At 47.4% G+C, this 12,498-nt stretch carries 8 protein-coding genes; 1 reads left to right on the forward strand and 7 read right to left on the reverse strand.

All coding sequences use genetic code 11. The annotated features are described in order from the left end of the window. The first annotated feature begins 72 nt into the window (after positions 1-72). On the forward strand, positions 73-534 hold the full coding sequence (locus tag FPZ45_RS04130; protein ID WP_144698724.1) for an Lrp/AsnC family transcriptional regulator: 462 nt from the start codon (positions 73-75) through the stop codon (positions 532-534). A 26-nt stretch (positions 535-560) separates the two neighbouring features. Here the strand turns inward: FPZ45_RS04130 and FPZ45_RS04135 are convergent, their stop codons facing one another. The 7 genes from FPZ45_RS04135 to FPZ45_RS04165 all read right to left on the reverse strand — a co-directional run bounded on the left by FPZ45_RS04135 (position 561) and on the right by FPZ45_RS04165 (position 12,493). Then, positions 561-1,766 (reverse strand): MFS transporter, encoded by a 1,206-nt coding sequence (locus FPZ45_RS04135; RefSeq protein WP_144698726.1) that lies wholly within the window; start codon positions 1,764-1,766, stop codon positions 561-563. A gap of 416 nt (positions 1,767-2,182) precedes the next feature. After that, positions 2,183-2,977, reverse strand: coding sequence for an SDR family NAD(P)-dependent oxidoreductase (locus FPZ45_RS04140; protein WP_144698728.1), 795 nt, complete (start codon positions 2,975-2,977; stop codon positions 2,183-2,185). A 36-nt stretch (positions 2,978-3,013) separates the two neighbouring features. Continuing rightward, a complete protein-coding gene (locus FPZ45_RS04145; protein ID WP_144698730.1) occupies positions 3,014-3,490 on the reverse strand; it encodes a tautomerase family protein in 477 nt (158 codons plus the stop codon). Between the two features lie 27 nt (positions 3,491-3,517). Further along, positions 3,518-3,952, reverse strand: coding sequence for a heme-binding protein (locus FPZ45_RS04150; RefSeq protein ID WP_144698732.1), 435 nt, complete (start codon positions 3,950-3,952; stop codon positions 3,518-3,520). Between the two features lie 340 nt (positions 3,953-4,292). After that, positions 4,293-5,060 (reverse strand): class B sortase, encoded by a 768-nt coding sequence (gene srtB / locus FPZ45_RS04155; protein ID WP_144698734.1) that lies wholly within the window; start codon positions 5,058-5,060, stop codon positions 4,293-4,295. 22 nt (positions 5,061-5,082) lie between these two features. Beyond that, positions 5,083-11,475 carry a DUF7601 domain-containing protein gene (locus FPZ45_RS04160; protein WP_144698737.1) on the reverse strand — a complete coding sequence of 2,131 codons (6,393 nt, stop codon included), beginning with the start codon at positions 11,473-11,475 and terminating at the stop codon, positions 5,083-5,085. A 199-nt stretch (positions 11,476-11,674) separates the two neighbouring features. Further along, positions 11,675-12,493, reverse strand: coding sequence for a response regulator transcription factor (locus tag FPZ45_RS04165; protein ID WP_144698739.1), 819 nt, complete (start codon positions 12,491-12,493; stop codon positions 11,675-11,677). Positions 12,494-12,498 lie beyond the last annotated feature (5 nt).

The raw sequence follows: 12,498 nt of genomic DNA on the forward strand, positions 1-12,498 counted from the left end.
AAGTGACTAAGTGTAAAATAAAAAATGAGGGAATCGATCTAAAATGCCTTCAATTTAAAGGAGGTCCTGTCCGTGGATCCAATTGATCAAAATATTTTGTACCATCTTCAGCATCAAGCGCGAATTTCCATGACGGAGCTTGGCAAGTGCGTCGGACTTTCACAACCGGCTGTAACGGAAAGAGTTAAACGGATGGAAGAAAAGGGAATGATCGAGCAATATCGGACGATTGTTTCTCCTGAGAAAATCGGCAAACATTCGACCGCTTATATGCTTTTTCACACACGGGATTGCAATGACTTCATTGATTTTTGCCGCACCTCATCAGAGGTGGTTGAATGTCACCGTATTAGCGGTGAACACAACTATTTGCTGAAAATTATGACCGATTCTACGCGTTCCCTCGAAGAGTTCGGAAATAAATGCGATAAATATGGAACCTACACCATTCTGATTGTAATGTCATCGCCAATCGATCATAAATTTCTTATATCCCGCCCTGAAGATGCACAAGCATTAGCCAACCGGGATTAGAGAGATATCATTCGGGAGGACATCAGTTAGTTCTTCGAAGGGAAACCGTGCCCTCTTGCTCGCCAAGCTACGGTCAACGCAATAAGCACCAGCACGCACAATATCCAAGGGAAATTCCCTACACCCCATTTTTCGAGAAGAATCCCGCCGATTACGCCGCCACCGCCGATGGCCGTATTCCATACCGTTACCAGCATCGACTGGGCTACATCGGCGCTATCGCCTGCAGCCTCGGCAATCGCCGTCTGCGTCAATGTTCCCGCTCCGCCGAACGTCAATCCCCACGCGGCAACCCCCATATAGATCATGATGGGCTGGCTGCTTCCAATACCCAACAGAATAGATGCCAGGACAAAACCAGATAAACTGATTATAACTAACGATCGAAGCATTCGGTCAATCCATAAACCAGTCAACCAGATGCCGACAACCGATGTTATGCCGAAGATAAATAATACGAGATCGACGCGCTGAGTAAGATTAGCCTTACTCAAGAACGGTGAAATATAGGTGTAGAGGATATTGTGCGCAAGTACCCAAGTTAGAACGACAAAGAGTACGGATTGAACCCCAGGTATAACGAACACTTTGCGAAGAGAGAGACGTTTATCGGATGCCTGTCCGGAAAAGTCGGGCAGTTTCCAAAACATCCATACAATGAGTGCCATCGACATCAAAGACATGATCCAGAAAACGGTTCGCCAGCCAACAAGGACACCGAGATATGTTCCGACAGGGACCCCGAGCGCCATGGCAAGAGGTGCACCGACCATTGCAATCGCCATCGCTCGTCCCTTGAGTGAATCACTAACCATACGTCGAGCATAACCTGCCGTCATCCCCCACAAAACACCGGCGGACACACCCGCGAAGAAACGTGCAACTAATGTTAGTGTATAGTTGAAAGATAAAGCAGTTATGCTATTAAACACAAGAAACCCGATAATACACATAAGCAACAATGGCCGTCTTCGCCATCCACGTGTTAAGGCGATCAGAGGTATCGCCGCTACCACCGAGCCAAGCGCAAATAAGGTAACGAGCTGACCGGCGAGAGCTTCAGAAATTCCAAGCCCATCGCTGATCTGGGGCAATAAACCCGCTGGAAGCGTCTCGGTTAGGAGACAGATAAACCCCGCCATTGCCAAAGAGAGTAATCCCGCCCATGGAAGACGATCAGAAGCAGATTTGCCCGTGTCACTCCGTATGGCCGTGGATATGTTTTGGTTCATTTTGATGCACCTCTTATCTATAATTTCTAGATCGGTTGATCTGTGCCAAGCGTCTTTCCGACTAGTGAATAAAAGTTTACAAGATACATTAAATAAATTACATATAATAGTAACTGGATTTTGAACGTTTCAGTTATATAATCAATTCATTTATTGATGTTCTCCTATAACTTATAAGCAATCACTTGAACCCCCGAAGCTGCCCCGCCAAAAGCCCAAAGTATCCCGTAACAAAATAAAGCTCAAGCCATTTAATGGCTCAAGCTTTCTGAATATGCGATGGATGCTGTGTCCCCCTCATTCAACCTAGTCGGCGTTTCCAAAAAAACTGTTGGTTGTTGCATGCTTCGCTCCAATTTGAACGAAAAAAAATGAATGGATTGAGGAAATTCCCCAATCCATTTTAAAAGCAAATCTTAAAACACGCTGCGTACTAGTCCCCCGTCAATCCGGAAAGCGGAACCGTTAATCGCTGAGGATAGAGGGCTGCTTAAGAAGGTAACAAGGTTGGCTATTTCTTCTGGCCGAATAAGCCTTTGAATGATGGATGTTGGCCGATTTTCTCTCATAAATCGTTTCTCAGCTTCTTCTACCGTCATGGTTTCATTAGGATAGAGAGTATTTAACCAGGCTTCCACTCCTTCAGTTAAAGTGGAACCCGGCATAACGGTATTGACCGTTATATTCGTTCCTTTGGCTAGCTCGGCTAAGCTCCGGGAAATCGAGAGCTGCATCGTCTTGGTTGCACTATAATGAGCCATTTCTTGCGAAGGCATAATGGCCGCCTCGCTGGCAATAAAGATGACTCGACCTTCTTTTTTCTGAATCATTCGGCTCAGGTAGTGGCGGGAGAGCCTGACACCACTCATAATATTGACCTCGAAGAACCTAAACCAATCTTCATCCGGAATATTGAAATATTCGGCAGCCTCGAATATGCCGAGGTTGTTAATCAAAATGTCAACGTCAGCGTACTTCTCAATCACCTGTTGGCATCCTTGCTCTGTTCCTAGATCCGCGACTACGGATTCGAGTTTAACGCCGGCATGTCGGTCTCGAATTTCATGGATCGTGTTCATTACTTTTTCTTCACTGCGTCCGTTAATAAGTACGTTGGCGCCTTCCGCCGCTAATGATGTGGCGATCGCTTTTCCGATGCCTGCCGTAGACCCCGTAACAAGTGCTGTTTTTCCTAGTAAATGAAGATGCACGCGCATTCCTCCAAGAATTTAAATAGGATCGTAATGTTATGAATAGGTTCGACTTTTTGATAGGAAGTCTTTATCCGCCCCCGTCACACCGCTTTGTCCCCAGTTGCCAGGAATCATTTCTCGAATGACAATAAGAACTTTATCGAGAGGCGCATGGGTGAAATTAACGATAAGCTGAGTTAGACTCTGAACCCATCTATCTTTCGTTGCTTGGTCGAATGTGTTCCATACATCAATGGTTACGACAGCCATCCCATTTATATCGTCTGCATGTTTATGATAAGACTCTTTAGTTTCCCAATCGATAACCCGGCTCTCCTGAGCAAAATCGGGGTTAGATGCAGCAGATCCTGCTTTTCCCCAGTTCTCTTTTTCAAGTTCTTGAATCAACACTTGAATTTTATCAGGGACAATCTGTAATTCTTGAGTCGTTAACTCTGTTATCTTAAAGATGAATTCTTTTTTCTGCTCTTTGGTCATTGTTGGCCATGTATGAAGTGTAATTAATGGCATACTAATTACCTCCTCTTTGATTCGTAATTACTTGTTTAATAAAGAGCGCAAAGCCTTAACGATCAAATCATGATCTTCTTCGGATGTTAAACCGGATACCGCGACGATCCCAATCATCCCGCTTCCTTTCACTACGATGGGAAAACCGCCCCCATATGGTCCATAAATCGAGGCATCCAAAAGATTTCTATCGTTATAAGTGATGCCGGTTTTTGCCCCCTCGATTTCAAGATAATAGGAGCATTCGTTATTAATCTGAGTAGTTCCTGTCATCATAAAGTGGAAAACTTGTACACCATGTTTGGTGATATCTACAGCAATCGATTGTCCTGCATCCTTCGCCAATTCGATTATTTTTAGCCCTAATTCAAGTGCATCTTCATTTGTAAAGGAGGCGTATTGCAACGTATCCTCTTCCTGTTTTACCATTTCCATTTTTTGGTCAAAAGATTCGATACTCATGTCCTTCACCTCATTGATATATAGAATTTCATGTAATTTGCATGTTCTTTGTTCGGCATCGTGAGATGGAAAATGTGGGAGCACTTCTTGTCCAAACAGAACGGTTTTAAGGGTGATGACATCCTGACGAATGTTATTATGAGATATAACAACTATTATGAATAGTACGTACTTTTTTGTGATATAGGCACTAAAAAGTGCTTATTATCAAGAGTAGCGGTGAAGCATGGCAAACAAAATACGTCTGATATACTCTGCCGATACAGTCTGAAGAATATAAAAACGCGTCCTCCAAGGGAGAACGCGTTTTTATGCAGCTTGATTCCGTGTTTCAACATGATCATGTACGCTTTCGGGCGACCACTGCTAACCGGCCGTCTGTAGTTGAGTATTCACATGTAGATAGAACAACAAGCTTGTCGCCATACCGAGCTGTTACGCCCGTGTCGTAAAGAGCGAGTTTCTGGATGTTTTGAGTATACAAGTCAAATTCGTCGGAGGTACTTACTCCCTCAATTTGGTAGTATTTAAAGACGTCATCCGTTTTTCGATAAACCTTTGAGAGGATGACGGCAACAATTTCGTATTCTTCCTTTTCATAAAGCGTACTGAACTGAAACGTAGCATGTTCTTTATAATAGCTTTCTTGCTTATACTTCATCAAATCCGCAAACATCGCGCCGTTTTTCATGTGGTGCGCGTGAATCAGCAGAATATCCGAACCGTTTATCTGATTATGGGCGTCCAAAAAGGGGAGCCCATTTTTGTTTTTCTTTTTATCGAAATCATGATCGAGATAGTATTCCGAATCCTGCCGATTCTGCATAATTGGATAATCAATTCGAGTGCCATCCACCTTCAACCAACCGACAAGATCGGGGTTTCTCCTGTAAAGCTCTTGAAATTCAGGGAGCATAACCTGCGACTTCGCCTTCGCGATAAAAGACGAGGGTGCCCCAGCACCCCCGCCTATCTCTCGTATTTCTGCCAGCTCTTTCATCTGCCGCTGTTCAGCATAATCCTGCAGGTAAATACGTGCAAGAGAAACGAGTGAAAAAACCAACAGAAGAAAGGAAAAGGCGATAAGAATTTTTTTGAATTTGCTCATTTTCTTACCGCCTTTCCTGTTACTAAATGTGCTTTTTTTTCCTGCCGCCGAGCAGACTAAGCCCGATCACAATCAGAGACATAAGCGCCAAAGCCATATAGAAGATTGGCGATAGGCTATTATCTCCTGTCTTCGGAATATTGTCCAACTCGTTGATGCTCTTGCCGCTGTTGTTGCCACCGGCTCCGTTGTTGCCCTTACTGCCGTTGTTGCCGTTATTGCCGTTGTTGCCGTTGTTGCCGTTATTGCCGTTATTGCCGTTGTTACCGTTGTTGCCGTTGTTACCGTTGTTACCGTTATTGCCGTTATTGCCGTTGTTACCGTTGTTGCCGTTGTTGCCGTTGTTGCCGTTGTTGCCGTTGTTGCCGTTGTTGCCGTTGTTGCCGTTGTTGCCGTTGTTGCCGTTGTTGCCGTTGTTGCCGTTGTTGCCGTTGTTGCCGTTGTTGCCGCCATTGTTGCCGTTGTTGCCGCCATTGTTGCCGTTGTTGCCGCCATTGTTGCCGTTGTTGCCGCCATTGTTGCCGTTTTTGCCGCCATTGTTGCCGTTATTGCCGCCATTGTTGCCGTTATTGCCGCCATTGTTGCCGTTATTGCCACCGGAACTTATCGGCTCTAACTGGACATCGTAGCGTACGATGGCGGTTCCGACAGTGATGGTTGGGCTCGTATGTGTCTTATACCCGGCTTTCGTTACAATCAGATAGTAATCGGTGTCCGGGAATACCATATACGCATAGGAGCCGGTCGCGTCGCTGTTCTGACTTGGGCCGGCGTTATCGTTCGGCGCAAAACCCGGAATCGCAGGCAATGTTACTTTCGTGCCCGGCACGATGCCGTTCGCCCTGTTCCTAGGCGTATCCGCATAGTACAGCGTCACTTCAGCGCCCTCGATTGTTGCGCCAGTCGTTGCGTCCGTGATTATGCCATACGGGTCAACGAGCTCCTGCGAAATATTCAATTCGCCGTTCGCCCTCACGTCCAGCACCGCATTCTGAATGAGCGTCAGTTCTTTGCCCGGCTCAAATTCATAACGCACTTCCATCGTATACTTACCCGTGGATAGCCCTGCTGCAGCGAATGTGCCGTTATTTTGCAAAGCGAATGCTTTAGGAGCACCGTTCTCCGAAATAAAGTTGCCGTTCTCATCTTTCAAATAGACATGCAGCTTTCCGGCAAATACATTGTTAAGAAGCGAAGATTTCCCATCAGGCTTCTTGAAGAGCACGATGCCCACCGCCGTAATTTCCGCTGGAATCAGGTTACCCTCCGTTGTAGGATCGGTGTTCTCAATGATTCCCTTTTGCGTGAATGGAACAGGCGTTAACACTTCACCAATCATAATCATCTTGGTGTAAGTAATGGTATACTCTTCATCCCGCTGAACTGGATGGTAATACCTTCCATCCGTGTCAGTCGTGATGGTTTGCTCCTCACCGGTCTTAACGTTCTTTACGCTAATGGCCGCATTTGGAATGACTTCGCCCGTAGTATTGTCCCGTAGAACACCAATGAGCGCCGCCGGCATTGTGATCACACTTGCCTTAGCCTCGTTGTATGGCACACCTGATGGACTGGTGGCTGTGGTCGTCGCAGTGATCTCGTGTTCCTTCGGCGTTGTATCACTCAACTTCGGCGGCGTATATATAATCTTTGCCTTGCCGTTTTTGTCGGTGATAGCCCTTCCGATTTCTTTGCCCGCCAAGGTAAACACAATCTCCTTGCCCTCTACCGGCTTACCGTCCGTTCCCGTGAGGGTGGCTGTCAGCTCAGAAGATGTTTTACCGTCTCCGGGTACCTTCTGCGTTTTTGGCTCTAAGGCAAGCGTTCCAGGAAGGTATCTGGCGTTCACAAAAGGAGCTTGGGCGATTTCATTCTCCTTAATGGTACCTGTATGCTTTCTGCTCGCCGGGTCGGTGGTGTAACCGTACGTTGCATAATCCTCTTGTGTGACGGTGTAAACCGCATCCTTGAGGATGCCTATAATGGTGACCGTCTGTCCGTGCTTGAGCTGGATATTGCCACCGGATTGGATAACTCCTGTGGTATTATCCGACTTGGTATAGGAATACGTTCTGTTCGCACCTGCACCGGTGAATGTGACAGTGTACTCGAATTCCATCTCCTTGTCCCCACCGTTACCCTCCACGGTGTTGCCGATCCGCAGACCTCCGGGAAGATCCTTCGAATTAATGAACTTGGCTTCGGAAGTTGTCTTCTCCACGATTTTACCAGTTTGATAAAGGATCGCCGGGTTGGTGCTGTAGTCGTCTGCCGAGTAATCCTTTTGGGTGACGGTATAGCCGGTACCCGGAAGAATATCCTTAAAGTCGGCGGTTTCGTTGTGCTTGAGCTTGATGATTCCGCCAGAAATGATGGTTCCGGTGCTGTTGTCCTGCTTAGTGTAGGTATAGACTTTGCTTCCGCCTTCTCCAGTTCCGGTGAATGTGACGGTGTACTCAAATTCTTTACCTTGCTCCCCACCGTTGCCGGTCACGGTATTACCGATCAACAGATTCCCATACACCATCCGATTGTTGACGAACTCTGCTTTTTGCTCATTTCCGGCTTTAATGCTTCCGGAGCGTACAAAGCCCACTGGGTCGGTGCTATAACCGTCAGTGCTGTAACCCGTCTGAGTAACGGTATAGCCAAGTCCGGCAGGAAGCAACGGGATGCTGAATTCCTGATTATGCTGGAGCTTGAAGGTTTCTCCGGATTGGATACTCCCGCTCGTTCCGCCCGACTTGGTATACGCATAGCTCTTATCCGCGCCCTCGCCGGTAAAAGTAATGGTGTACGTAAAGTCCTTGTTCGTATCCCCACCGTTGCCGGTCACGCTGTTTTTGATAAGCAGTTTGCCTGCAGCAGGGGTCGGCACAACCAGGGGACTTGTGGAATCTACTTTAATGCCGTCTACCCAGATCGGCTTCCCTGGCGTATTCCCTACATACACCTGATAAATCTTCGTAGTTGGCAACCATGTCGTTGTGTCAATATAAGTTTGCTTTAGCTCATAATAGCCCGGATCCGGGAATAGTAGATTGAGAGTGCCGCCAGTTTGGGTTGTCCCCTTGGCGACTTGCGATCCGTCGGCTTTCTTATACAGCGTAAACTCTACGCCACTTAGCGGTTTGCCGTCAGGGTCTACCTTTTTCAATGGCAGTTGGGCATTGGAGCTAGAAACGCCTCCTACGTCTGAACTGTCCAGCGTACTCTCACTCTTGGCGCTGACAGATTTCAGCTTGTCATCGCCCATCAGTTTGACTTCGTTGCCCATCTTATCGCCAGGTTTCACTTTTGAAGGGTCAACCTCAGTCTGGTACACAAATTGATAGAGATTATTCGGATTTGTCATATTGAACTTCAAAACAGTCTTGCCACCCTCGCCCGCTTCTGCTGTCACCTGAACTTCACAGTTCGGGTCGCTGAGGTTCAGCGCTGCACCATCCCGCTCCAGTGCACCGCTCGCGGTCAGCTTGGCACGGTAAACCGCCATACTAGGTGTTGTCAATACGAGCTTTCCAGCTCCATCCTTGCGCAGGTTCATACCCGCTCCCAAGGTGTCCTCCAAATATACGCCCTGATCCATGTTATATGGCGGATAATAGTTCACCGTCCATTCCAGCACGCCGGGAGATGGCTTCTTCACCGATTTTTTCAGCGTTTGGATCGGCACAAGAATCCTGTGCTTTTCGGTAGCTTTCTTTTCCACGCCGCCCCACTTCATGGAGAGCTCGGCATTGTTATACAACAACTGCTCTTTTTTATTACTGTTGATCAACTCATCCAAATACTGCTGCAGCGCCGCATTGGTTGGTTTTGCCTTCACGAGAATGACATACGGACTCTCCAGCTTGGAGAATTTGAAGGTGCCGATGTTGCCTGTGGCGGAGAAGCTGACCACATGAGCCGGAGCGCCGTGGAGGATTTCGGTATCTGCGCGTGCACGCGTGGAAGTACTATTGTCCGAATAGCCTTTCCAAAGCTGATACAACTGTCCGCTCGAATCAAACGGGACAAATTCCCAGCCCGCGGGTAGCGTGTCTACCAACTCCACATCAGTGATCACCCGGTTTCCACCATCATCCTTCATGACCTCCGAGTTATAGCCCGGCATGTTCACCGACAGTCGGAAAGTGATGGTTTTGGTCGATTGATCATAGGCAGCTCGAATATGGTCATCGGATGTAAAATCATCGCTTGTGAACCAGTTCTTTTCATTGGGTATCACCCATCCCCAATTAGCAGAAGCCGGTCGATTCCATTGAGGAGCCTTAAGCTCGTTCCCATTCACATCCACCGGCTTAGACGCGTAAAGCATCTCTTTATTCAGCATACGCCGATATAGATTGTTGTAATTTTGCGCCAATTTTACTGACGAACCATCAAACAACAATGCCCGATTCCAGCGTGCTGCGTCGGCTGCAGCATTTTGCTGTCTGAAGAGTATATCCGGATTGGTTTCGACAGAACGGAAACTGAACGATGTCGTTTGATCGCTGTTGTAGCCGGTCACTTTGATCAAATCCGCCACCACTACATTGTTCACGGTCAACGGAATCACCTTTAGGTTCAAGCCTGCCGCGTTGGTTACACGCTTCAAGGTTCCCGGATAATACTGCTTCCAAAGCTGCGCATCATTTACATTTGATTTGATTTTCGCAATGGTTGCCTGATCTACCTCGCCTGTTTCATCCACAGCGTTGTCCAAGACACTCAAGTTACCGCCATGCACCAGTACATCATATACTACCGCATCGGGTAACGCATACTGCGGAGTTAAGGCGACGGTCCAGGTGAGCCCACCGAGGTTGTAGTCGTCCTGCGAAATCGAGCCGCCTTTAGTAAAGGTGTGTGCCCCAACAGTAACGATTGCTTCATCCGTAACTGCACCAGGTCTTGTACCAGTCCTTACATCATTATTCTGAATACCGACTGGTGTATCCAAATTCCAGTTAGCGCGTGGGTCGATTCTGAAACTGGAGCCACTTTTCACCTTACTCTTAATCACTAGCTCTACTTTACCGTCAATATTCCCGAAAGAATAAACGCTATTTGCATCTGGTGTAATTGACGTTACTACAGAGGCAACATTATCTACCCATGTCTGCCATGTGGCTGAAGTAAACTCTAGCTCATTTTGCAGTACATTTGTGATCGTAAAATCCTTTAACCCTTTTTTGTTATAGTTGTTGACAACGACTTTCCATGTGATCATTTCATTAGCATGATCATACGAAGCGCTGGTTTGAATCCAGTCTGGCTTGATGGCGACTCGCCAATCATTCGAGGAAAGCGGCGTGCCCGGTGTGCCCCTCAGCTCCGCCTTGTTGGTGACGGTCTGCCATGTAGTATCGCTACTCCTATACTCATAGTAATACTTCGCCTTTGGGATCCACGTCTTGAAAGTGATAGTCGCCTTGTCGCCGAAGTCTGCAGGGAAGGTGTAGGCCAGCGCGTTCGTGGTGCCACTGTTCAGCGTTACATCCACACCGTTAACCTTGAAGGAGCCCTCCACATATGTGCCCACCAGAGCTGGATTAAGTGCGTCATAAAACGTCAGCCCATCCAGCGGCTGCGGGATGGAGGGGTCAAACTTATCCGTAGCGGCAATTTCCACCTGCCACTCGATCGCCCCCTCTACAATAGCCGCCGTAGCGATCCAGCCGTTTTCGGAAGGGTTGCTCTTGGACTTCATTATGATACTGTATGCCGGAATGACGTCCGGATTTTTCAACTGGTACGCTCCACCGAAAATAGTGATCGGCATTGTATCGCCGTAATTCAGGCCGGTCAAATCCGAATTAGCGGTGGTTTCAAAGCCGAACGAAACTTCTCGTCCGACACCATTGAAAAAGTAGTCGTCACCATTAAATACAATCTTGATACTGTTCGGAGTGAAATAGGCAGTACCAAGTAATTTCGGTCCGAATTCTGTTACTGCATTCAATTGCTTGTTAACTGTCGGCAGCACCACTTCCTGGAAGTAGTCCGCCCTTTTCAGCTCGATCCAGTCACCCTTCTGAATATACAGGCTGGTATCCGCATTCGTCGGTTGAGGGTCATCACCATTAACCGGCAGCTTGAGACCATCCATCTTGAGCGAAAATTGCTGTCTGCCCTGGATGGTTCCGCCGGCGACAACAGGTTTGCCATCCTGCACCACCGTCAGTTGAAAGGATGTATTAGCTCCCTTTAGCACCTCCGTTTTGTCCGCCGGGACTGCCAGCAGAGCAGCAGGGAGTGCTATCGGTGCGGCATACACTGCTTCCGTTACCGATGGTGTTGCCGTTCCAGAATTGTCCGATGCGCTCTCCGCGTACGCAGGAGCAACGAACGCCACCGCTTGCAACATGAGCATAACCGCCAGACAGAAAGATAGCATAGATTTGCTTATGCTGCGTTTTCGTTGCATTGCCAAAATCTCCTCCTTTTCTCGAATTTTTTGTCGACAGCACGACCATCTTCGCCAATCACAAACACGATACGCCAAAAATACACAGCACATCGCCATCATTCTATCGCCACGATCTGTACGATAAATGAACACAAGGCTCTGAGCATGATGCTCAGAGCCTTGTAGTTCATGGATGATGACATAAAAAAAGAAACCGTCATTTCGACGATCTCCCCTCTATTTTCCGATAATGACTGGGCAGTAGCCCTGTTGCCTCTCGAAAAATCCGACAAAAGTATTTCTCGTTCGGATATCCCGATTCTGATGCGATCCAGCGAATGGAACGATTCGATTGCATTAGCAGTTGCTTTGCCTTTTCAATCCTTAATCCCCGAACATAATCGTTGAAGTTTGTGCCGGCAATGTCTTTGAAGCAACGGCTAAAGTAACTCCGGCTTATGCCTACTTTCGCTGCTACGGCAGGGAGATGAAGGTCATGATGAATTTCGTTCTGAATATACTCCATCGCTTTGACGATAGCATTACTTACTTCCTCCGAGTAGTCGTTGTGGACTAGCCCCGTTTGCTTACGATCTCGAATGCCATCTGAAATCGACTGACTCGTCTGGTCCGCGGGTTTCGTTTGATCCCTTGTTTTCTCTAAGACACGTTGAGAGATCCTCTCCAAAACACTGTCCATTTGCTCGTTTTCCAGCTCTAATTTTGTAATATAGTCAACGGCTCCGAGCCGCAACGATTCTTGAATGTACTCGAACTCCTGATGAAACGTAAGAACGACAATATGAAGGGAAGGATACAATTTCCTCACTTCTCGCATTAGCTCCATGCCCGACATTATCGGCATTAACAAATCGACGATTAGCAAGTCGACGGAATGTTCTTGCAGAAACTCTAATGCTTTTAGCCCATTCGATGCCTCCCCGACGACTTCCATCCCATGTTGGCTCCAAGGCATCATCGATATGAATCCGCGTCTTACAAGATGATCGTCATCCACCACCAGCACTTTAATCATCGGTG

The organism is Cohnella terricola (assembly GCF_007786475.1).
Lineage (GTDB): Bacteria > Bacillota > Bacilli > Paenibacillales > Paenibacillaceae > Cohnella > Cohnella terricola.

Coding starts and splice junctions, on each gene's coding strand:
- FPZ45_RS04150 (WP_144698732.1), bottom strand. CDS start 3,952: ATGAGTATCGAATCTTTTGACCAAAAAATGGAAATGGTAAAACAGGAA.
- FPZ45_RS04145 (WP_144698730.1), bottom strand. CDS start 3,490: ATGCCATTAATTACACTTCATACATGGCCAACAATGACCAAAGAGCAG.
- FPZ45_RS04135 (WP_144698726.1), bottom strand. CDS start 1,766: ATGAACCAAAACATATCCACGGCCATACGGAGTGACACGGGCAAATCT.
- FPZ45_RS04165 (WP_144698739.1), bottom strand. CDS start 12,493: ATGATTAAAGTGCTGGTGGTGGATGACGATCATCTTGTAAGACGCGGA.
- FPZ45_RS04160 (WP_144698737.1), bottom strand. CDS start 11,475: ATGCAACGAAAACGCAGCATAAGCAAATCTATGCTATCTTTCTGTCTG.
- srtB (WP_144698734.1), bottom strand. CDS start 5,060: ATGAGCAAATTCAAAAAAATTCTTATCGCCTTTTCCTTTCTTCTGTTG.